This is a genomic window from Streptosporangium sp. NPDC006013 (genome assembly GCF_040614275.1).
Classification (GTDB): Bacteria; Actinomycetota; Actinomycetes; order Streptosporangiales; family Streptosporangiaceae; genus Streptosporangium.
The window spans coordinates 22,506-42,981 of record NZ_JBEXUE010000013.1; the positions used below are offsets into that span (position 1 = coordinate 22,506).

Annotated in this window: 24 protein-coding genes and 3 pseudogenes; 9 read left to right on the plus strand and 18 right to left on the minus strand. The window is 69.9% G+C overall.

Annotated elements, in window-relative coordinates; genetic code table 11:
• Positions 1-98 precede the first annotated feature (98 nt).
• Positions 99-1,784 carry a heparinase II/III family protein gene (locus ABZ260_RS03890; protein ID WP_355612606.1) on the plus strand — a complete coding sequence of 562 codons (1,686 nt, stop codon included), beginning with the start codon at positions 99-101 and terminating at the stop codon, positions 1,782-1,784.
• Between the two features lie 115 nt (positions 1,785-1,899).
• On the opposite strand, the gene ABZ260_RS03895 is transcribed toward ABZ260_RS03890, so the two are convergent.
• From ABZ260_RS03895 to ABZ260_RS03910, 4 genes are all read right to left on the minus strand, one after another.
• Positions 1,900-2,769 (minus strand): class II glutamine amidotransferase, encoded by an 870-nt coding sequence (locus tag ABZ260_RS03895; protein ID WP_355612609.1) that lies wholly within the window; start codon positions 2,767-2,769, stop codon positions 1,900-1,902.
• 64 nt (positions 2,770-2,833) lie between these two features.
• Positions 2,834-4,258: a glutamate decarboxylase gene (locus tag ABZ260_RS03900; protein WP_355612612.1), complete on the minus strand. Its 1,425-nt coding sequence runs from the start codon at positions 4,256-4,258 to the stop codon at positions 2,834-2,836.
• 112 nt (positions 4,259-4,370) lie between these two features.
• Positions 4,371-5,315, minus strand: coding sequence for an aminoglycoside phosphotransferase family protein (locus ABZ260_RS03905; RefSeq protein WP_355612615.1), 945 nt, complete (start codon positions 5,313-5,315; stop codon positions 4,371-4,373).
• A complete protein-coding gene (locus ABZ260_RS03910; protein WP_355559005.1) occupies positions 5,312-6,682 on the minus strand; it encodes a helix-turn-helix transcriptional regulator in 1,371 nt (456 codons plus the stop codon). The genes ABZ260_RS03905 and ABZ260_RS03910 overlap by 4 nt, the downstream gene beginning before the upstream one ends.
• Before the next feature lie 238 nt (positions 6,683-6,920).
• Here ABZ260_RS03910 and ABZ260_RS03915 point away from each other — a divergent pair, with 238 nt between their 5' ends.
• Positions 6,921-7,421, plus strand: a complete 501-nt coding sequence (locus ABZ260_RS03915) for an ATP-binding protein (RefSeq protein ID WP_355559007.1) — start codon at positions 6,921-6,923, stop codon at positions 7,419-7,421.
• Positions 7,422-7,448: 27 nt separating this feature from the next.
• Here the strand turns inward: ABZ260_RS03915 and ABZ260_RS03920 are convergent, their stop codons facing one another.
• On the minus strand, positions 7,449-8,402 hold the full coding sequence (locus tag ABZ260_RS03920; protein WP_355612618.1) for a tetratricopeptide repeat protein: 954 nt from the start codon (positions 8,400-8,402) through the stop codon (positions 7,449-7,451).
• Positions 8,403-8,404: 2 nt separating this feature from the next.
• Complete coding sequence (locus ABZ260_RS03925) at positions 8,405-8,533, minus strand: hypothetical protein (protein ID WP_355612621.1); 129 nt, start codon at positions 8,531-8,533, stop codon at positions 8,405-8,407.
• Between the two features lie 222 nt (positions 8,534-8,755).
• Between ABZ260_RS03925 and ABZ260_RS03930 the strand changes: the two genes are divergently transcribed.
• Positions 8,756-9,328: a hypothetical protein gene (locus ABZ260_RS03930; protein WP_355612624.1), complete on the plus strand. Its 573-nt coding sequence runs from the start codon at positions 8,756-8,758 to the stop codon at positions 9,326-9,328.
• Positions 9,329-9,450: 122 nt separating this feature from the next.
• On the opposite strand, the gene ABZ260_RS03935 is transcribed toward ABZ260_RS03930, so the two are convergent.
• The 4 genes from ABZ260_RS03935 to ABZ260_RS03950 form a co-directional block, all read right to left on the minus strand.
• Positions 9,451-10,266: an SGNH hydrolase domain-containing protein gene (locus tag ABZ260_RS03935; RefSeq protein ID WP_355612627.1), complete on the minus strand. Its 816-nt coding sequence runs from the start codon at positions 10,264-10,266 to the stop codon at positions 9,451-9,453.
• A gap of 221 nt (positions 10,267-10,487) precedes the next feature.
• Entirely contained in the window at positions 10,488-10,616 is a 129-nt protein-coding gene (locus ABZ260_RS03940) for a hypothetical protein (protein WP_355612630.1), read from the minus strand.
• Positions 10,617-10,978: 362 nt separating this feature from the next.
• On the minus strand, positions 10,979-11,152 hold the full coding sequence (locus ABZ260_RS03945) for a hypothetical protein (protein WP_355612633.1): 174 nt from the start codon (positions 11,150-11,152) through the stop codon (positions 10,979-10,981).
• On the minus strand, positions 11,139-11,267 hold the full coding sequence (locus tag ABZ260_RS03950) for a hypothetical protein (RefSeq protein WP_355612636.1): 129 nt from the start codon (positions 11,265-11,267) through the stop codon (positions 11,139-11,141). The genes ABZ260_RS03945 and ABZ260_RS03950 overlap by 14 nt, the downstream gene beginning before the upstream one ends.
• A gap of 239 nt (positions 11,268-11,506) precedes the next feature.
• Between ABZ260_RS03950 and ABZ260_RS03955 the strand changes: the two genes are divergently transcribed.
• The 3 genes and pseudogenes from ABZ260_RS03955 to ABZ260_RS03965 all read left to right on the plus strand — a co-directional run bounded on the left by ABZ260_RS03955 (position 11,507) and on the right by ABZ260_RS03965 (position 12,224).
• Positions 11,507-11,794, plus strand: a complete 288-nt coding sequence (locus tag ABZ260_RS03955; protein ID WP_355612639.1) for a hypothetical protein — start codon at positions 11,507-11,509, stop codon at positions 11,792-11,794.
• A pseudogene (locus ABZ260_RS03960) lies at positions 11,782-11,973 on the plus strand (methyltransferase domain-containing protein); the annotation flags it as partial. The gene ABZ260_RS03955 and the pseudogene ABZ260_RS03960, both read left to right, overlap by 13 nt.
• A gap of 116 nt (positions 11,974-12,089) precedes the next feature.
• On the plus strand, positions 12,090-12,224 hold the full coding sequence (locus ABZ260_RS03965) for a hypothetical protein (protein ID WP_355612710.1): 135 nt from the start codon (positions 12,090-12,092) through the stop codon (positions 12,222-12,224).
• Here the strand turns inward: ABZ260_RS03965 and ABZ260_RS03970 are convergent.
• On the minus strand, positions 12,221-13,174 hold the full coding sequence (locus ABZ260_RS03970; protein WP_355612642.1) for an NAD(P)-dependent alcohol dehydrogenase: 954 nt from the start codon (positions 13,172-13,174) through the stop codon (positions 12,221-12,223). The two genes, ABZ260_RS03965 and ABZ260_RS03970, sit on opposite strands and share 4 nt — an antisense overlap.
• Before the next feature lie 103 nt (positions 13,175-13,277).
• Here ABZ260_RS03970 and ABZ260_RS03975 point away from each other — a divergent pair, with 103 nt between their 5' ends.
• Both ABZ260_RS03975 and ABZ260_RS03980 read left to right on the plus strand, forming a co-directional pair.
• Positions 13,278-13,871, plus strand: a complete 594-nt coding sequence (locus tag ABZ260_RS03975) for a helix-turn-helix domain-containing protein (RefSeq protein WP_355612645.1) — start codon at positions 13,278-13,280, stop codon at positions 13,869-13,871.
• A gap of 411 nt (positions 13,872-14,282) precedes the next feature.
• Positions 14,283-14,390: pseudogene (locus ABZ260_RS03980) on the plus strand (transcriptional regulator); the annotation flags it as partial.
• 36 nt (positions 14,391-14,426) lie between these two features.
• Here the strand turns inward: ABZ260_RS03980 and ABZ260_RS03985 are convergent.
• The 6 genes and pseudogenes from ABZ260_RS03985 to ABZ260_RS04010 all read right to left on the minus strand — a co-directional run.
• Positions 14,427-14,663: pseudogene (locus tag ABZ260_RS03985) on the minus strand (cation:dicarboxylase symporter family transporter); the annotation flags it as partial.
• Between the two features lie 168 nt (positions 14,664-14,831).
• The gene (locus ABZ260_RS03990) at positions 14,832-15,203 is read right to left on the minus strand and encodes a Rid family hydrolase (protein WP_355612648.1); all 372 of its coding nucleotides are present in this window, start codon (positions 15,201-15,203) and stop codon (positions 14,832-14,834) included.
• Complete coding sequence (locus tag ABZ260_RS03995) at positions 15,200-15,847, minus strand: HAD-IA family hydrolase (RefSeq protein ID WP_355612651.1); 648 nt, start codon at positions 15,845-15,847, stop codon at positions 15,200-15,202. Before ABZ260_RS03995 ends, ABZ260_RS03990 begins: the two co-directional genes overlap by 4 nt.
• A 35-nt stretch (positions 15,848-15,882) precedes the next feature.
• Positions 15,883-16,857, minus strand: coding sequence for a pyridoxal-phosphate dependent enzyme (locus ABZ260_RS04000; RefSeq protein ID WP_355612653.1), 975 nt, complete (start codon positions 16,855-16,857; stop codon positions 15,883-15,885).
• 26 nt (positions 16,858-16,883) lie between these two features.
• Complete coding sequence (locus ABZ260_RS04005) at positions 16,884-17,582, minus strand: GntR family transcriptional regulator (protein ID WP_355612656.1); 699 nt, start codon at positions 17,580-17,582, stop codon at positions 16,884-16,886.
• Positions 17,583-17,788: 206 nt separating this feature from the next.
• A complete protein-coding gene (locus tag ABZ260_RS04010) occupies positions 17,789-18,646 on the minus strand; it encodes a site-specific integrase (RefSeq protein WP_355612659.1) in 858 nt (285 codons plus the stop codon).
• Between ABZ260_RS04010 and ABZ260_RS04015 the strand changes: the two genes are divergently transcribed.
• Entirely contained in the window at positions 18,597-19,037 is a 441-nt protein-coding gene (locus ABZ260_RS04015) for a hypothetical protein (RefSeq protein WP_355612662.1), read from the plus strand. The two genes, ABZ260_RS04010 and ABZ260_RS04015, sit on opposite strands and share 50 nt — an antisense overlap.
• 325 nt (positions 19,038-19,362) lie before the next feature.
• Here the strand turns inward: ABZ260_RS04015 and ABZ260_RS04020 are convergent, their stop codons facing one another.
• Positions 19,363-19,926, minus strand: a complete 564-nt coding sequence (locus ABZ260_RS04020; protein WP_355612665.1) for a dihydrofolate reductase family protein — start codon at positions 19,924-19,926, stop codon at positions 19,363-19,365.
• Positions 19,927-20,476: the final 550 nt, after the last annotated feature.

Genomic DNA, 20,476 nt, shown 5'->3' on the forward strand with positions numbered 1-20,476 from the left:
GGGGGGAACCACGCCTTCACGCTGACGCCCCGTTCGCCCTCGTAGTGCCTTCACGAGTGCGCGCGTGGGCCGTCCGAGACATCCTTTGGAGCAATCGCTTGTTTTGGCATGCCCGTACGGCGCTCGACCTGATCAGGAATCGTCCCGGAGCGCCCTCCCTGGCGACGAGCGACGGGCCGGTCATCTGCCCCGCCGACCGGTTTCCCGCGATCAAGGTGGCCGAGGTCATGGCGGGCCGGGTCAGGCTCGTCGGCCTGCCCCCCGTCGACCTGGGCACCGGCATCGACTGGCGGATCGACCCGCACCGGAACCGCTCCTGGACGCTGAACCTGCACGCGCTGCGGTGGATGGGAGGGCTGATCGCCGAGTACGAGCGCTCCGGCGAGGCGGAGTACCTCGACCGCGCCACCCGGATCGCCGAGGACTGGGCGCGCGCCAATCCCCGTGGCGCGACCGGTATCAGTCCCTGGGCCTGGGCCGAGCACCCGGTCGCGCTACGCGCCCCGGTCCTGGTCTGCCTCAGCGCGCACGTGCGCGACGACTGGCTGTCGAAGAGCCTGGTCGAGCACGCCGAGATCCTGTCCGACCCCGCGCTCTACCGGCGGGGTCACAACCACGGCCTGGACCAGGACATCGCGCTGCTGACGGTCGGCTGCCGTCTCGGCCAGGAGCGGTGGAAGGACCTGGCCGTCCGGCGGATGACCGACTCGGCGGAACTCGCCATCGACGCGCAGGGCGTGCTGCACGAGCAGGCTCCGAGGTACGGGATATACGTCCACCGGCGGCTGGGCACCGCGATCGAGGCGATCAGGGCGTCCGGGGCCGAGGTCCCCGCGGGGCTCGTCGCACGGCGCGACTCGCTGGAGACCTACATCAGCCATGCCACCCAGCCCGACGGCCGCCTGGTGCCGATCGGCGACAGCCCGGCCGACACGCGCCCGAGCGGTTTCCGGCACGGGAAGGACACCGTGCAGGTGTTCGACGACGGTTACGTCTTCGGCAGGACGGCATGGGACGACCCGGAGTCGGCCTTCTACTCGATCAGGTTCGGTACCGGCCGCCGGCTGCACGGTCACGAGGACCATCTGGGCGTCACCTACCACGCCCACGGCCGGGACATCCTGGTGGAGGCGGGTTTCCACTCCTACGAGCGGACCGGCTACCGGAGGTGGACCATCTCCCCCGAGGCGCACAACGTGCCCGTCGTGGTGGACGCGGACCTCCGCGAGGGGACGGCGACGCGCCTGGTGAGCTCGTCCGTCGCCCCGGCGCGGCAGTGCTACCGGTTCACCGACACCGCGTACGGCGTCAGCCGTACGCGGTCGGTCCTGGTCGGCCACGGCGCCGACCTGATGGCCGTGCTGGACTCGGTCCCGGCGGGGTCGGCGCTGCGCAACCTGTGGCACTTCGCCCCCTCGCTCACGGTGGTCTCCAACCGTGACGGCCAGGTGGTCCTGGCCGACGGGGAGTGGCGGGTGACGCTGCTCCAACTCGCGATGCCCTCGGGCCGGCCGCTCGGCGGGCAGACCGTGCGGACCGAGACGATCGCCCTCGGCTACCTGAGGCAGGCCGAGGCGACGACGGTCCTGTCCCCGCCCGCCGAGTCGGTACTCACCCTGATCGTGCCCGGCACCGGTGACCCCGAGGTCGCCCGGTCCGGCGGACGGCTGAGCGTCCGCACTCCCGGCGGCCACGTCTCCCTACGCTGGGACCCCGACCTGGGTTTCGCCGACCGGGTTCCGGCGCACCCCGGCGACGGTCAGGTGAAGACGACCGTACGGTGACCGTTGAGCAGCACCCGCTGCTGCACATGCCACTGGACGGCCCTGGCCAACTTCGACACGGCACAGCCCGTGATCCGGGCGGATCCCGCATCCTCGGGAGGATGTGAACCCGTTCTCAGGTCGCCTGCTGTGAGGCGGCGGCCTCCGGGCGCAGGTCGGTGAGGCTCAGCCGGTGCGCCGGCTCCTCCGGCAGCACGACCCGGCGGGTGGGGCTGAGGTCCGGTCCGATGTGGAACAGCTCGCCGGGCTCCATCAGATGCCACTGGGGATGGTCGTCCATGCGCTCGCTGGCGACCACGGACGCGGAGGTGCCCGCCAGGTCCCGGGAACGGACCCGCATCCGGTCGTTGCTGCCGCTGTGGTCGAGGTGCCGGACGCCGTGCTGCCCACCGGCGGCACGCTGGAGTAGGTAAAGCCGGTGGGTGTCGGGATAGCGCAGCGCCCACAGGTCCCGCGGCGTGGTGAGGACCAGGTTGAGCGCGTAGACGGGCAGGTTCCTGGCGACCCAGCGTGCGGCGCTCTCGATGCCGGCGGCGACGTCGCCGCCGTGCGCCCTGGTCTCACGGGTGATCAGCGCGAAGAAGCGCTCCGAGTCGGTGTCCCCCTGGACCAGTTCCCGGTCCTTCCCCAGTTCCGCGTCGAGGTCGTCCAGGCCCTCGATCACCCCGTTGTGCGCGAAGAGCCGCCCGTCCTGCAGGAAAGGATGCGTGTTGCGCACCTCCAGGTCGCCGGTGGAGGCGAACCGGACGTGCGCCAGAAAGGTGGCGGACTCCACCTCCTTGGCCTCCTCGGCGAAGCACCGGTCCTCGTAGGCCGCGATGGGAGCCTTGTGCATGTGCGGGGTGCCGTCGGCGTCGAAGTAGCCCAGCCCGGTCCCGTCGGGGTCGCGGTGACTCTGGTGACTCAGGCTGTCCGGGGCGTCCAGCAGCCAGAAGGTGGCACGCGTACGTTCAGGGGTGCTGCTCAGGCCGAACAGACGGCACATCTCAGGGTCTCCTTCTCCGTCACTTCTGCTCCGGCCGCACCGGCCCGTACCCGGCCTGGCGCCGTCAGCCGTGGCGCCGGGGCCTCCCGGCCCCGGCGCCGTGCGCGAACCCACCGGCGTCCTCGGCGGTGTGACGCGGCCGGTCCTGGTCGGAAAGGCGGGGCAGGACCCGGCACAGGTCCTGCAGCAACAGGTCGGCCAGGTCGTTGCTGAAACCGTTACGGACGACGACGCGCAGCACCGCCAGGTCCGTGCGGTTCTTCGGAAAGGTGTAGGCGGGCACCAGCCAGCCGCGCTCGCGCAGCGCGGCGGAGACGTCGAAGACCGTGAAGTTGTCGATCCCCTCCCGTACCCGGAAGGCGAACACCGGAGCCTGGCCGCCGTCGGTGATCAGCTCGAACCGGTCCAGCCTGGCGATCTCCCCGGACAGCCGGGTCGCCACGTCCCGGCAGGTCTGCTGGACCCTGCGGTAGCCGTCGAACCCCAGCCTCAGGAAGTTGTAGTACTGCGCGACCACCTGGGCGCCGGGGCGGGAGAAGTTCAGCGCGAAGGTCGGCATGTCCCCGCCGAGATAGTTGACGTGAAAGACCAGGTCGTCGGGGAGCGCCTCGGAGTCGCGCCACAGCGCCCAGCCCACCCCCGGCATCACCAGCCCGAACTTGTGCCCGGAGGTGTTGATCGACGCCACCCTCGGCACCCGGAAATCCCAGTGCAGGTCGGGGTCGAGGAAGGGCGCGATCATCGCGCCGGAGGCGCCGTCCACGTGGATCGGCACGTCGAGTCCGGTACGGGCCTGCAGGTCGTCCAGGGCCGCGGCGATGTCGGCGACGGGCTCGTAGCTGCCGTCGTAGGTGGAGCCCAGGATGGCCACGACCCCGATGGTGTTCTCGTCGCACAGCTCGACGGCCGTCTCCGGGCTCAGGTGGTACCGGTCGCCCTCCATCAGCACGTACCGGGGTTCCACGTCGAAGTAGTCGGCGAACTTCTCCCAGCAGATCTGCACGTTGACGCCCATCACCAGGTTGGGCCGCCCGGCCGGCCGTCCCTCGGCCTGGCGCCGGTGCCGCCAGCGCCGCTTGAGCGCCAGGCCGCCCAGCATCGCCGCCTCACTCGAACCGGTCGTCGAGCAGCCCACCGCGCGATGGGGCTCCTCGGCGTGCCAGAGCCGGGCGAGCATGTCCACGCACCGGATCTCCAGCTCAGCGGTCTGCGGATACTCATCCTTGTCGATCATGTTCTTCTCGGCGCACTCGGCCATCAGCCGCCGCGCCTGCGGCTCCGCCCAGGTGGTGACGAACGTCGCCAGGTTCAGCCGCGCGTTGCCGTCCAGCATCAGCTCGTCGTGCACCAGCTGGTAGGCCGTCTCCGGCTCCATCTCCCCGGCGGGCATGGCGTAGCGCGGGACCCGGACCGGCTCCCGGCTGAAGATCGGGTTGATCTCCAGATCGCGGCTTCCCCGCCCGGTGTGACCGGGCCGTCTCAGCGGCATCGTCCCACCCCCTTCCCCAGCCGACCAACGCCCTCACCTGGGCTTTCCCCCTAGGCTGGGTACCCGTGCCGCCGCGGTACGACACCAACCGCCGGTGATCCGCCCGGCTCCGTCACCGGTACGGCTGCCACCTGACCGTCTGGTCGCGGGCCTTGAAACTGCGCATCCGGTGTTCCCACTGCGACCGGATACCCGGGTTGCTGCGCAGCACGGGCAGGACGCTGGTGACCAGCTTCAGCTCGCGGAGGCGGCGCAGCACCGGAAAACCGCGCCAGCGGGTGACGTCGAAGCCGTAGCCCTCGGCGAGCGACGTGTGCTCGTCGGCGGGGTAGTCCATCCGCAGGCGGCCGACCGCCACCGGGGCGAGGTCCCACTCACGCGGGCCTATCCCGGTGCTGTCGAAGTCGCACAGCACCGGCCCCCTGGGCCCGGCGATGACGTTGCCCATGAACACGTCACCGTGGATGACCCCGGCGGGGAGCGCGTAGTCGAGCGCGGCGAGCCGCTCCTCGACCTCGTCGCACTCGTCCAGCAGGAAGGCGTGGTCGCCCGCGGACAGGTCCTCCGGTTCGGCGAGCCGCTGACGGACCTCGGTCATCGGGGCCCACTCCGGCAGGTCCACCGGCGGGTCCGGCAGCCTGTGCAGGTGTCTGAGCAGGGTGGCCAGCTCGCCGCCGCCGGGGCGCGGGCCCACCTCGGGGGTGTACTTCCACAGCGTGACCAGGTGGCCCTCCACCTGGAGCGGCTGCTCGCAGCCCGGCCAGAGCCGCACCGCGGGGAAGTCGTGGTCGGCCAGCCAGCGGGCGACCCGCACCACGGTCGGCACCCGCGAGCGGGCGGCCGAGGATCCGGCGATGCGCACCACGACGGGCGCCCGGCGCAGGCGGAAGACCGCGTTGTTCGTGAACTTGATCAGCTCGGCGTCACCGGGCGCGAGCCCGGCCCGGTCACAGACCGATGCCAGCAGCGAGTGGAGCCGGTCGCGGGTGAGGCCGCCGGCCTGACCGGCGGCATGGTCTGCGGCGTGGTCTGCGGCATGGTCGGTGGTCATCGTCATGCCGCACGCACCACCGAGATGCGCCGGGCGAGGTCCTGGGCGTCACCGGCGTGCGCCCGCATCATGGCGACCGCCTGCAGCGGCGCGAGACGGTCGGTGATCCGCATCGAGCGGATCTCGGTCGCCAGGGTGACCGCCTCGTTGCCGTTGGCGATCCCGGCGGTCATGTCACCGGCTCTGAGCTGCACCGTCGCCAGAGCGGTCAGCTCGAAGGCCCTGCTCCTGGCCATGCTCAGATCGCGCTGCCCGAGCGCGTCGGCGAGGAAGCGCTCGGCGATGCCGAGGTGGCTGTCGAGGTGGGTCTCGGCGAGGTCGGCGTGCACCATGCCGCTCGTGGCGTCGAGGTCGGCGGCGCCGAAGAAGCTCACCCAGGCCGGGGACTCGCGGTCACGGGCGCGAGCCAACTCGTCGGCCGCCCGGTTGATCGATTTGAGCGCGAGATCGCTGTCGCCCAGCAGGGCGTAGGCCCACGCCTCGTTGGCGAAGAGCATCGCCACGGTCCGCTCACAGCTGGCGTCCTGCGCGCAGATCTGTCCGAGCTGGAAGAACCGCAGCGCGTCCAGGATGCGGTCGCAGTGCAGGTGGACGCGGCCCATCCGGTACAGGACGTTGGCCGCCAGCGAGGAGTTCCTCGCGTGTTTGGCCTGTTCGAGCGCGCGGGCCAGGTGGCTTCTGGCCGAGCCGTACAGGCCGACGTCGAAGGAGGTCCAGCCCGCGAGGTTGTGCTGGTCGGCCAGCGCCTGGTGCAGGCGAAGGGTGACCGACTCCGGGCATGAGGCCCGCAGCAGCCGCTGTGACCAGGCCAGCTGTGCCACCACCGCGTCGCGGCAGACCCCGCCCCCGTGCCGGTAGTCCAGGGCGCGCAGCGTGCGGGTCACCGTCTCGATCTGCTCGACGTCGGCCATGCCGATGCGGTGCGGGACGGGGGTCTCCGTGGGCGTGACCGGCTCGGTCCACTCTTCCGCGTCCCCGGATGCCGCGCCGATGGTCACCTGCGCGGCGTGCGCGAGCAGGCGGCGCACCTGCTCGTCCTCGCTGGAGTCGTCGCGCTGGTCGGCCGCCGCCGCCGGGGCCAGTGTCGTGCAGGAGGCGTCGTAGGCCAGGCCCATGTAGCCGCGGGGAATCCCCAGACCGTCGGCGATCCGGCCCAGCACGTCGTACGCCATCACCTGGCGGCCCTTGAGGATCTCGGATATCTCCGACTGGGACTGCGCGGTGAGGGCGGCGATGTGACGCTGTGAGACGCCGATCCGCTGCAGTAACCGGTATACGGTGGCCATGTCGCGGGCGGCCAGAGCCTGTCGCATCTGTGGGCGTTCCCAGAGTGCGGGATCGACTTCCCGCGCGTTCGCGTTGCTGACGTTCATCCCGATCTTCCCACGGCGGAGTTCCCTTGCCGCCAAGGTAACCAGCGATGCGGCGTCGCCGGAGCCGTATCGGTGCGACCGATCACCCAAGGTGATCGGCTCGGCCTATCACCCGACCGATCTGCGGACAGTATTGGTCCTGCGACTCTCCGTATATCGGCCTTGTCCCTCAGGATGGGGGATTCAGACCAGCGAGCGCGATCCCGCGGCCCTGGTGTCCTACTCGATAGGAGCAACGATGCTCACCGAGCACGCTCCAGCTCTGGAGGTCGGCGTGCGCGGCAGGCACCGCGGACGCTTTCGAGTGACCGCCTGGTGTCTCCCCCCGGGCAACGCCGCCCGCCGGGCCCGCAAGCTGCTGCACGACCTGCTCTCCCGGCCGCCCTTCGCCCCCGACGACGTCGCCGACCTGGAGGTCGTGGTGACCGAGCTCGCCACGAACGCCGGCAGTTACGCCCCCGGCCCCTACGAGCTGCGCGTCCTGCACGACCGCGACCTGCCGATCAGGGCCGAGGTGGCCGACGCCGGCGGCGGGGTCCCGCTGATCGAACGTCTGCTGCGTCGCCCGTTCACGCTCCCCGGCCACCTGGACGAGCTGTCACTCGGCGGACGGGGCCTGCGGATCGTCGAGGAGTTCACCTCCGGGCGCTGCGGGGCGCGCTGGACCCGGCTGTGCGGCACCGGGCAGATCGGAACCGGCGTCTGGTTCGACCTTCCGGCACACCGCCCCCGGATGTGAACGCACCCGACGGGGCATGAGACCGGTTCATCGCCCGGCCCTCGCCCTCAACAGCGCGGACAGGCGCTCCACCTCAGGGTGATCGGGCCCGAGGGCGAGGTGCTTGACGCGCAGCGCTTCCCGGTAGCGTCGCCCCGCCTCCTCCGGACGGCCCTGAAGATCGTCCAGGTGTGCCAGATTCACCTGGCACACCGCCACCTCGTAGTGATCGGCGCCCAGGCGCTCAACGAAGATGTCCAGGGCCCGGCTCAGCGCCTCCTCCGCCGCCGCGAGCCTGCCCTGGTTCGCGAGTACCGCGCCGAGCACCGCCAGGTCCGCCGCGACCTGGTCGTGACGGGGACCGAGCACCCCGCGCCGGATCTCGATCGCGGCTCGCGCGTGGTGCTCTCCCGCGGGATCGTCGTCACCTCGGGCATGCGCGAGCCCCGCGAGATTGTGCAGAACGTCGGCGCGTGCCAGGGGGTCGTCCACCTCGTGCCGCTCCAGGCAGGCCAGCGCTCCGCGGTAGTGGGTCTCGGCCTCGCCATAGCGGCCGAGTTCCTTGCAGAGCACCCCCAGGGCCAGCCGCACCGCCGCGCCCCGCGGCCGGTCCGCCTCGTCCACCAGCTCGAACGCCCGGCGCAGGTGCGCCTCCGCGGTGGTGTGCCGGGCCTGCCTGCGCTCGATGTCACCCATCCGGATCAGCGCGTCGGCGAGTGATGCGTCGCGTCCGCCCCCGGCGGGCGCCGAGGCCAGCGACTCCACAGCCCGCCGGGCCCACTCGTGTGCCTGCGGGTAGCGGGTGAGCCCGTGCCAGAGTGACGCCAGATCCACCAGAAGCGTGGCATGTCCGGTGAGATCCACCTGGCCCGCCACCTCACCCGCCCGCCGCGCCCACCGCTCACCCTCGGCGTACCAGCCGCGCCTTCGGCAGTACGCACCGCGCAGCAGGCACCGGCGGATCACCTTGATCCGATGACGGCGGACGACTCGTTCGAACACCGTCAGGCAGACGGCTCACAGTGATTGGCGATGCGGATGGCCTCCGCGGTGGCGCTGCCGGTCTGCAGCACCAGGAGGACGGGTACCGCCGCCGTGAGGATCAGCGTGTACAGGCGTGCGATCTTTCGCATTGCCACTCCTTCTTTCCGGAGAATCAGGACGTCCTCATCGTGATCCCGGATGCTTGTGGCCCGCTTGGAAGCGACTGGCGCACCCGGCGCCGGAGGAACCGCCCTGCCCGCCTCCCCCTTTCGCCCGTTCGAGCGCACCGCGCCGGTTTTCCCACGGACCGTCGCGGCGGGTTCGTTGTTGTGCCGGACTCCGTGGGAGTGTTGCGGCTTATGAGTAGGTCGTTGAAGATGACACACATCCTGCTGGTGGCCGCGTTCGTCGCCGGCCTTTCCGCCTGTTCGGCGGAGGACGGCCCGTCCGCCTCCTCCACCGCTCCGGCCGTCTCAGCCTCTCCCTCCGGCCCCGAGAGCACCCCCACCCCTGCTCCTGCCGTCACCGTCACCGTCACCGCGGAGCCCTCGTCTCCGGCCGGCTCGACCGACTCCCCCGCCGAGCCCGCGGTGGACGAGCCGGGCGACGGCGCCGGGGACACCGGACCCGCCGTCTACCTGCTCGGACCACTCGGCACGAGTGCGGGACAGCCGGGCTGGATCACCGTGCGGACCGGCGACGGCGATGTGCAGCCGGTCATGCTCAGCCCGGACGCGGTGGTGCTCGACGCGCGGGGAACGATCTGCGACACGGGCAAGGTCCCGCACAGGTGCACCGCGGCACAACTGGAGAGGGCACTCAACGCGCGAACCGAACCGGTCCAGCTCTGCCAGCAGCAGCCCGGTGATCAGGAAGCCGGACAGCACGAAGAACAGGTCCACGCCGAGGAACCCGCCGGACAGGTGCCCGGCGTGGAACAGTAGAACTGCCGCGACGGCCAGGCCGCGCAGCCCGTCCAGCGGGCCGATGTGCGCACGCCCCGGGCTCTGCCGCCGATGGACCCCGGCGAAAGAAAGCATTTTCACGACTCCCGTCCGGGTAGGGATCAGGCGCAGCCCAGCTTGGAGAAGCGCTCGTCGCCGACCCACGAGGCGTTGGCCCACGCCTCGGGCGCGGCCGGGGTGAAGCCGAGCTGCTCGCCCAGCTTGCCGGTGAACCATTTGGCGAACGCGGCCGAGCCCTGCTGGCAGGAGTGGATGCCGTCCTTGGAGCGCTGTGCCTTGGACGCCGACGCGTCGGTGCCCCACAGCTCGGACGCGTCCAGGAACTGCGCCTTGCCGTCCTGGACGGCCTGCCGTGCGGCCTCGGGGGCGCTCTTGATCGCCGAGGCGTACTGCCTGTAGAAGTCATCCAGCTTGAACGGCGGCGCCGAGACGATCACCAGCTCGCCGCCCGCCTTTTGGACGGTGGCCGCCAGTTTCCGGTAGGCGGCGAGCTGCTGCTGCCGGGTGCCCCAGTCGTAGGTGGTGATCTGGTAGGCGACGACGTCGGGCTTGAACTCGGCGAGGTTCTTGCCCAGTTCCTTCCAGGTGTCCTTGGCGCCCATCTTCGTCACCGGGTGCTCACCGGCGACGACGTTGCCGCCGCCGCTGGAGGTGGCGTTCTTGAACTCCACGCCGCTGGCCTTCAATACCGCGCCCAGCGCCGGGGCTTCGGCTCCGGCGATGGAGTCACCGATCCACAGAACCTTCTTTCCGGTCGATTCGGACTTGCCGGAGGTCGCCGCCGCCGTCTTGGCGTCGTTGCCGCCACCGGAACCATCGCCGCAGGCGGCGAGGGCAGCGCTCAGGCTCACCGCGGTCAGGGCCAGCACGGCTTTCTTGATCGGACGGCGTCGCGTAGGAAGGCTGTTGTTGTTCATGACTTCACCCAACCAGCGGAAAACATCTGGTCAGTGCGGTCGTCATCAAACCATCACACAACGGTGGAACGCCCGTCATCAAGCTGTCGGCGTCACTCCCGAAGATCTTCAGCGAAGATGTGCTCAAGGCCGGCACCGCCGAGGGATCAGCGGAGCGATCAACGAGTACCACCGCGCCGTCTAGCTGCTGGTCCTAACGAGACGCCAGATCAGAACACGTGTCAGATTTTCAGTGCGCCCCGTTTGGCATCTATCTGCGCCAGGAGCGCGGTGATGACCTCTCCGGGTGCCGTCGGCGGCCCCACCAGCAGCGACTGGCTACCGGCGGTCTTGATGTCGATGGCATACAACGCACGATCGTGGGATCAGCAGTTCGCCACCGGCCACGCCCATGATGGTGCCACCTTCCCGATGCCGAACCCGGCCGCCACTTCGACCACCGCCTGCGCCGGAATTCGGCACCACCAACGCGGCCAGCGCCGTGGTGTGAGTCAGCACCAAGGCGGCAGCCAGCACCACCATCGGGCCAGCCAGCACCTAAAAGCGTTGCGCTGCGCATTCGCACCGCTCACGAGGCCCCCGCCCACGCCCCAGCAGGCTGCCAGTCAGCAAGTTGACCACGACTACCAGTGCTGCCCGAGATCGGCAAGCAAGACCGCGGCCAGCCGCGCCGGCAGCGCCGTGAGCACTACGATCAAGCTCATCGCCTTGTTCAAGATGACTGCCGCCAGCGGCGCGAACCGAACAAGCCGATCAGCAACGGCAGCCGGAACTTCGCTCCACCTGAGCCGATCATCCCGCCCAGCACGCCCACACCCGTGCCTGCGACGAACGCCAATGGCAGCGACCGCCCCCCTGCGGACATGGTCTCTTCACTGGACGTCATTGCCGACCAGGCTCCTCTTCTCGGCGCGGCCCGGACCGGCGTAGGCCACCAGGAAGGGCGTGCTCCCGCGGCCGCCCTCGATCACGAACTCGGGGCGGGTGTCGCCGAACTCCACCAACCCGGCGCCACGCAGGATGTCACGGACCCGCTCGGTGTCGCGATCGCGCCTCGCTCCACAGCGGCCTCCTGCCCTGGCCGTACCCGAACTCCGGCCTCTCGTCGCTCATGGCCCACACCGTGAGCGAACAACGCCCTCCCGTCTCGGGGAACGGCATCAGTGCAGGTCAGCGAAATCCGACCAAATTTTCCCCCGGACTGCAGGGAGGCCAGCAGGCGCCCGTCAGGAGATGCCCGATGAGCGAGCCCGCCAGCCCCGCCTCCGCCCGCGAGGCCACCATCCAGCGCTACTCGCACCTGGCCCAGCTCGCCGCCGGCGGCGGCCTGCTGGACTGCGAGGCCGACGCCTTCACCGGCGGCTGCTTCGGCGCCGCCGCCTACACCGAATCCGATGAGCCCGGCGTGCCGGAGACCGCCCTGCGCGCCAGCCTCGGCTGCGGCAACCCGCTCGCCGTCGCCGGCCTGGCCCCGGCGAGACGGTGCTGGACCTCGGCTCCGGCGGCGGCCTGGACGTGCTGCTGTTAGCCTGCCGCGTCGACCCCAACTGTCACGCCTACGGGCTGGACGCCAGCCCCGCCATGCTCGCCCTGGCCCGCGCCAACGCCAAGCAAGCCGCAGCGACCAACGTGGAGTTCCTGCACGGCCACATCAAGGACATCCCGCTGCCCGCGGCCGCCGTCGACGTCGTCATCTCCAACTGCGTCATCAACCTCTCCACCGACAAGCCCGCCGTGCTGGCCGAGGCCTTGCGCCGTGCTGCGGCCCGGCGGCCGGCTCGCCAGCGTGGACGCCCGCCAGATGGACCTTTCCATGCTGTTCCATGCTGCCCAACGAGCGGCGCCGGTTCCTGGCCCAGGTGGCCCGCCGCTCCACCGACCAGGGGCTGGAGCGGCGCAAGGACCGCAGGTTCCCGATCCTGCTGGCCTTCCTCGCCAAGGCCGCGGCTCCTCGTTAACGCTGCATGTCGATGACGAGTTTGCCGCGCACGCCGCCGGCCTCGAGTCGTCGGTGAGCCTCTGCGATGCCGGTGATCGGGTAGACGGTATCGATCGCGGGGCGGATGCTTCCCGCCTCGGCGGAGGCGGTGAGCTCGGCGATCCGCGTGGGAGAGGGGTTGTTGCTGAAGAGCTTCATCCGCCGGGGTGAGAGGGCGGCCCGTAGTCCTGTGGTGGCCATGGAGGTCAGGATGCGATCCTGATCGAAGGCGAGCGCGACCATGCGGCCACGCCGGGTGAGCCGGGCCCAATAGGCCCCAAGGTCGGTGCCCACGACGTCGAGGATCACATCGAAGTGGCCGAGATCCTGCGGCCGGGTCGTGCGGTAGTCCAGGGCCACGTCGGCGCCGAGTTCGGTGATCCAGTCGAGATTGCGGGCGCTGGCGAGCGCGGTGACGTGGGCCCCGAGCGCTTTGCCCAGTTGCACGGCGATGCTGCCGACGCCCCCTGTGGCGCCGCGGACCAAGAGCCGTTCACCGCTGTTGAGGCCAGCCTTGTCCGTCAGGGCGGTCATGGCGGTGGTGCCCGACACCGGCAGGGCGGCGGACTCCAGCAGGCTCAGGTTCTTCGGCGCTCGGGCGAGCCTCTGTTCGGGAACGGCGACGTAATCGGCGATGGCGCCGAAAGCGAAGTGCGGCATCAGCCCCCATACTTTCTCTCCCACACTCCAGGCGTGAACTCCGGAGCCCAGGGCTGCGACGCGGCCGGCGAAGTCGCCTCCCACGCCGCGCGGGGAGCGGGTCCGGCTGATGCGGCGCAGCTTGCCCGCGCGGAAGGCCAGTTCCCCGGCGTCCACGCTCGCGGCGCGGACCTCGACGAGCACCTCTCCCGGCCCCGGCTGAGGCGTGGGCAGGTCGTTGACACGGAGCACCTCGGGAGGGCCGAAACGGGTGTATTGGACGGCGCGCATGATCTCTCCCAGTCGTTTCGAACATAAGTGGGCTGGTGGCCCAGTTATGGTTCGGCTACCCTAACCGGAGCGCCAGCCCAGTTGTCAAAGCCCGGAGGTCGCCATGGTCCACACCACCGAACGACGGCCCCTGCGCGCGGACGCCCAGCGCAACTACGACCGCATCCTCGGCGCAGCCCGGGAGGTCTTCGCATGTCACGGCGCCGGCGCCTCCCTGAAGGAGATCGCCCGTCGAGCCGAAACGGGATCGGCGACACTGCACCGACTCTTCCCCTCCCGCCGGACCCTTCTCGAAGCCGTCTTCCACGACCGCGTCGAGGAGCTGTGCGCCAAGGCGGCGCAACGCGCCAAGGAGAGCGAGCCGGGCCCCGCGCTCTTGGCATGGCTGGGTGACCTCAACGCCTACGCGGCCAGCAGCCGCGGCTTGGCCGCCGCGCTGCTTCACGACGGCCGGGATGCCGACCTGCTGGATCAGAACGAAGGCTGCCAGGCAATGATCACCAATGCGGCGCGCGAACTCCTGCAACGAGCACAACAAGCGGCCGCCGCGCGTCCCGGCGTTCTCGCCGAGGACCTTCTCGCGCTCATCAACGCCATCTCCCTGGCCACCGAGCACCACGATGACGACGCGCAGGCGGGTCGGCTGCTGGACATCGCGATCGAGGGCATCCGCCTCCAGCCCGCCGAGAACGCATAGGCCCGCCGCTCGCGTCGGTTGATGGCGGCCAGGTGCGATTCCCCACTGACGGCAAGTTAGCGGGGAGGTAACTGGCCGCCAACGGTCACTGAGCATTGATGGGGCACCTGCCGGTCCGAGGCAGGTGGGCGTCGATTTGGGCGAAGGTGGCTTCCGACTGTTTTGAGAGTTACCGACGGCGCCCGCGCCGGAGCGGAACCCGCTGGAGAGCCGGACTCAATTCCCCACACCCGAGGCCGGACATGAACACGAACGGGTATCGGTCGCCGCGTGCTGAGCCCGGCGGCACCGCTTTCTCGATCTCGGCGAGGTCGTCCGCGGTGAGGTTCGGCTTTGTCGCGGGCAGCGCCTCGGTCAGCCGCGCGCGGGTGCGAGCGCCGACCAGCGGCACGTGACCAGCTCGCCGACTTCCTGCGCCGCCGCCGCGAGGCGATCCGTCCGGCCGAGGTCGGCATCGCCGATGGTCCCCGCCGCCGCACCACCGGCCTGCGCCGGGAAGAGGTGGCGATGCTCGCCGGCGAGCCTGCCGACCTTCCTGAGGTTTCCCATCGAGGCGATACCGACGACCACCGTGCAGAAGATGACCGGTGCGGCCACCATCTTGACCAGCTGGATGAAGGAGTCGGCCAGCCACTTCAGCTCTTTGGCGGTGCCGGGCACCGTGAAGCCCACGATGATCCCGGCGGTGATCGCCACCAGGATCCAGAACCAGAACTGGGTGAGGAGTCTGCGCGCGATGCCTGCGGAGGGCTCGGAGGAGGGAGAAGAAGGAACTGAATGGTTATCGAACATGATCCGCTCCAGGAGATGGGAGAAAGGTCACGCGTCGTGCGGGCCCCCGAGCGAAGGTCGTGCGGTGTTGCGGAGTATCCGCCGGCACTACCGGCGGTCCTGCGGTGATGGTGTTGACGGTGGAAGATCCGGGCCCGCCCGGAACAAGCGAGGCAGGCCCGGACCGGCTCAGTTCTGACGGCTGGGTGAGGCGATGACCTCAATCTCGACGCGTCCGCCGAACGGCAGGGCGGCGACCGCCACGCAGGAGCGCGCGGGGCGGGGTTCGGCGAAGGCAGCCATGTAGGCGCGGTTGGCCGCCTGCAGGTCGTCGATGTCGGCGAGGAAGACGGTGGCCTTCACGACGTGGCTCAGATCCAGGCCGAACGCGGCGAGCTCTTTGGCTGCGTTGCTCAGCGCCTGGGTCGTCTCGGCCTCGACTCCTCCTTCGACGAAGACACCGTCGTCGACGCCGAGCCGACCGGACACGAAGACCAGGTCACCAGCGGCGACGGCGGGCGTATAGGGATGCGGGGCTTGGGCATAGGTGAGTTCGGTCATGATGCGGCGGAGTCCTCTCTGGTCACGCGGGACGGGGTTGGGCCCGAGATCAAGTCGCCGAGCAGCGGGGTCAGGGAATCGTGTTCGGCGAGCGGGGCGGGCAGGTCACCGCGGTCCATGTGGATGCGGTTGTGCCACCACACAGGCATGCCAACCCCGCCCGCGCCAGGGATGTCGTACCGGGAGCCGGCCACGAAGAGCACGCGCTCGGCGGGTATCCCCAGGGTGTCCAGAGCCAGCCGGTACGGCTCGGGGCGGGGCTTGTAGGCCCCTGCAGCCTCGGCAGTGACGATGACGTCGAACGGGACACCCACCCGCATGACAGCACGATGGCCCAGGTCGTCGGAGCAGTTAGTGACCACACCGACCTTCACGGCACGTGCCACCTCGGCGACCACGCCCGGCGCCTCCGGCCACGGCGCGAGCCCGTCCCACCGGGCGATCAGCGCCTCGATCGCACCTGCGCCGATCCCGTGAGCGCGACCCGCTTCGACGACGAGAGCTTCGTATGGGCGATAGCCGCCGGCGGCGTAGGTCAGGCGGAGGTACTCTCTGCGCCAACGCTGGCCGGTATCGGCGTCTCCGGCAGCCTCGTTCCACAGGGACCACGAATCGAGCAGGGCGGTGAGCAGGTCGAACAGCACCGCCTCGTAGTGCGGCGTGTTGCTTGTGGCCGGTCTCATGCGGTCGCGCCGATCAGCGAGGTGAATCGGTCCATGTCGACGTTGCCGCCGGACAGAACCACGCCGACGCGCCGGCCCGCGAACCGGTCCGGATCGGTCAGTACGGCTGCCAGGGCACTGGCTCCGGAGGGCTCAACGACGATCTTCAATCGTTCGAACAGGAACGCCATGGTGGCGATCAGTGCCTCGTCGGAGACCAGCAGAATCTCATCGACTTGGCGTCGGTTGACCTCGAAGGTCAGTGCGCCGGGGATCTCGACCTGCTGCCCGTCTGCGATGGTGTGCGGGACATCGATACGCACGCGTTCGCCTGCGGCCAGGGACCGTGCGGTGTCATCACCCGCGGCGGGCTCCACGCCGATCAGTTCCACATTGGGAAGCAGCGCTCGCGCAGCGGTGCCGCACCCGGCCATCAAGCCACCGCCGCTGACCGGCACGACGAGCGTGTCGATCGCGCCGGCGTCCTCGATCAACTCCAGCGCTGCGGTCCCCTGCCCTGCCATCACCATCGGATCGTCGAACGCTGGAACCGGGACGAGTCCTCGCTCCTCGGCGAGCTCGCGGGCCAGCACCTCACGGTCCTGGCGATAGCGGTCGTAGGTCACGACCGTGGCGCCGTAGCCCTCTGTCGCGGCGCGCTTGGCGGAGGGGGCGTCTTCTGGCATGAGTACGGTCGCCTTGGTACCGACGAGCGCGGATGCCAGAGCGACGGCCTGTGCGTGGTTACCTGAGGACCAGGTGCATACCCCGCGGGCAAGCTCATCGTCGGACAGCGTGGCGATCTTGTTGTAGGCACCGCGGAACTTGAAGGCGCCGGCTCGCTGGAGGTTCTCACCCTTCAGCAAGACCGCGGCGTTGGTTAGCTGGTCGAGAGTACGTGAGGTCAGGACGGGGGTTCGGTGCGCAACGCCGGAGATCCTGCCCGCGGCGGCACGCACGTCGCTGATCGTGATCAGCGGTTCGGCCGCCATCTCCGGCACGGGAACGATCGCCCCGCTCATGCCTCTGCTCCCATCTCGTCACCCCTGCCATCGCGGGGGGAACCAGGCTCATCAAGCGCGGCACGCGTACGGCGGATATGCGCGCGCATCGCCGCCTCGGCCGCATCCGGGTCGCCTGACCGGATGGCATCGAGCACGCGTTCCAACTCCTCGTGTCCACAGCGGCGATGTTCCGGAGCTTCGGCCACCCGGGCCAGCGTCAGCTGCATCTGGGTGTGCAGCCGCTCGATCAGGGCAGCGAGCATGGGATTGCCGCACCGTTCGGCGAGCAGCGCGTGAAACCGCCCGTCAGTGTCGGCGTAGCCGACCCCGTCATTCAACGCGATGGCCTGCCGCTGATCCACCAGCGCGGCTTCAAGATCAGCCACCAGCCCCGGAACCCGCGCCTCTGCGCACGACCGCGCGGCCTGGCCTTCCAGCACCTCCCGGATCTGATGGATGTAGCGGGCCTCGGCCACTCCCAGCGTCGCCACGACGACTCCCCGCCGTGGGCGTTCCTCGGCCAGCCCATCAGCCACCAGCTGCAGCACGGCCTCGCGGACCGAGCCCCGCGAGACCCCCAGGCGCTGGGCCAGGCGCGGCACCGACAACTGCTCGCCCGGGGCGGGATCCCCGCTCAATATCGCTCTGCGCAGCTTGCGGTGGACGGCATCGGTCAACCGGACCGGCCGATCCGCGAACTCGGTCAGCGACATCGCAACCTCCGTCTTGAATCCATGGCGGCATCATCTACCGATTACCGGTAACCGGTCAAGGGCCCGACTACCGATTACCGGTAATTTCTCTGCGCTTGAGCTCAGACATGCGGAGCGGGTGCCAAACCGGGGTCCCCGTAGTACTCGCCGAAAATCGGGCGGATATGGCGCTGACCAGCGATGATCCGACCGGGCAGGCGGCACGATCACCGGGTGGTCATGCGGTCTGCGAGTTCGTCGGCGCTGGGTGTCCAGGTACCGCGCTGGGCCTCGATGCCGTCGAGTCGGCGCTGGGTGCCTTCTTTGCTGGGCTTGAGGTAGCGCTGGAGGGTGCGGCGGTCTTCGTGGCCGGAGAGGTTCATCAGGTCGGCTTCGGTGGCGCCGTCCTCGCCGGCGTGGGTGAGTCGGGAGTGGCGCAGGTCGTGCAGATTCCAGCCGTCGGTGGCGGCGCCGAGGTGGCGTTCGGCGGTGCGGTAGGTCATGCGTCGGCGGCGGCTGGCCGGGTCGACGTCACGTACGGGCGCGGTGCCGTCGTCAGGGACGATGCGCGCGGACAGGAAGATCGGCCCGCGGGTGCGGCGGCCGAGGAGCTGGCCGAGCATTCGGGCGGTGCGGATGTCGTAGAGCAGCTCGTCGGCTTTGCCGCCTTTGCGGATGGTGCGTGCGCGGCGGTTGGCGCGGTCGAGGTCTTCGACGTTCAGGCGCAGGACTTCCTCGGCGCGGGCGGCGGTGGAGTAGAGCATCGCCCACAGCGTCCGGTCTTCCAGCGGGCGGCGTTTGTCGGCGATGAGCCGGTCGATCCGCTCGCGACTGCGGACGCGGGTGTCGTCCGGCCTGGGCTGGTGCTCTCGGTCCAGGCCGTGCAGTACCGCGGCCGGGTCGCCGATCCAGCCTTGGTCGTGGAAGTAGGCCAGGGCGGAGGCGACGGCAGCCCGCTTGGCGTCGAAGGCCGCCGACGCCCTCGAGCTGACCGTCGCATCGGTGACCAGCGCACTGCAGCGGGCCCGTGTGACGATGCGCGAGCAGCTGCCCGACCGCCGCCTCGACTGGCGGAGCCCCGCCACCCACGAGCTGTCGAATGACGAGCGGGGCGTGGTGAAGTCGTATATCGACGCCCATGAGCGCAACGACCTGGACGGGCTGATGGCCCTGCTGCGCGACGACCTGCGCTTCGCGATGCTGCCCGAGCCGGGAACCTCGGTCATCACGGCCAAGGACGCGGTGGACGGCTGGGTCTCCGGCGGGCTCTTCCAACGCGGCCACGACGACTGGCGCTGTATCACCACGACGGTCAACCGCATGCCTGCCGCCGCGCTGTACCTCCGCACCCCCGACGACCCGGAATACCGTTTGTTCACCATCGCGGTCCTGCACATCGTCGACGGGAAGATCGCCGAGCTCACCGGATTCGACGCCACCGACAAACCATGGCTGGGCCTGCCCCCGACACTGTGATCAGACGAGTCCCCATCGTCGACGAGTCCAGCGCACGGGCCGCCGTCACCGAAGTCACCGCGGAATGAGCACCCCGACCAGCTGAACACCAACGCGGCAACGCGAACACCACCGCCCCGCCGGCGTTGCCGGCGGGGCATCTTCATACCCGAAGAACATCGTCACGATCAACGACGCCGTCGCCCTCATCTCCAGTAAGTCGGTCAACAGCTCACTCGGAACGCAAGGAAGGGCCCGGGGAAGGTTCCCTCATAGCCGAGGGTCACGGTGAGCACGCCAGGAAGGATTTCGACCTGGCCTCACGAGGCGAGCATCTGGCCCGTGCTCATCGCCTCGTCTCGTATCGGGTCAGCACCACGCCGCCGGGAAACGTCCGCGTCTCCACCAGGTTCAGGTTCACCCAGCTGTCCAGGGCCGCGAAGAACGGCGTGCCGCCGCCCACCAGGACCGGGTGGGTGACCAGCACGTACTCGTCGATCAGCCCGGCCCGCATGGCCGCCCCGGCGAGCGTGGCACCGCAGATGTCCATGAAGCCGCCGTCCTCGGCCTTGAGCCGGGTGATCTCGGCGACCGCGTCGCCGGTGACCAGGCGGGTGTTCCAGTCGACCGTGCTGGTCGTCGAGGAGAACACCACCTTCGGCATGTCCCGCCAGCGGCGGGCGAACTCGATCTCCGCCGGCGTGGCGCCAGGCTGCTGGTCGGCGGTCGGCCAGTGGGAGCTCATCGTCTCCCACAGTTTGCGCCCGTACAGCGCCAGGCCGGTCGCCCCCACCCGGTCGGACCACCACTGGAACCGCTCGTCGCTCGGTACGCTCCAGCCGAGGTCGTCGCCGGGCGCGGCGATGTAGCCGTCCAGGGTCACGTTCATGCCGAAGATCAGTTTCCGCATCGTGCCAGCCTCTCGTGAGTCGATCTCACAGGTACAGACGGGCGCGGCGCGGAAACCTAATCGGTGCGCGATCTGCGTCCGCAGGTAGTCCTCGCGTTCCGGACTCGGCACGGCGTACTCGGCTGGGCTCGAGCACTACCCACCGGATCTCGACTTCACCCTCGTACGGGCAGCGGCGCACCCATGGCCAGCTCTCCCCGACCGCTGCTGCCGTCTGCCCGGACGGGAAGGCCTTCCACGGCCACCTGCAACAGAGGCTGTCTACTTTCGCAGAGGCGTTGCGGTAGCGCTCGACGCGCTCGCTGCGCGAGCAGGAGTGTGAGCGATCTGGGTCCCCGAACGCCTGATCACACAGCTATAGCGCCAGCCAGGCCCCCTCACCGCGCTGGAGATCGCCAACCAGTTCCCGACGCTGGGCATCTCGCTCGGCAACCAGCGGCCGCACGTACCCGGCAAGATCCGCGAGTACCTACCTCTCCCAGCGCCGACGCAGCTAAGCGTTGTTTTTTCGGCGCCTACTACTGAAGGGCCCCTGAGGGGGCAATGCCCC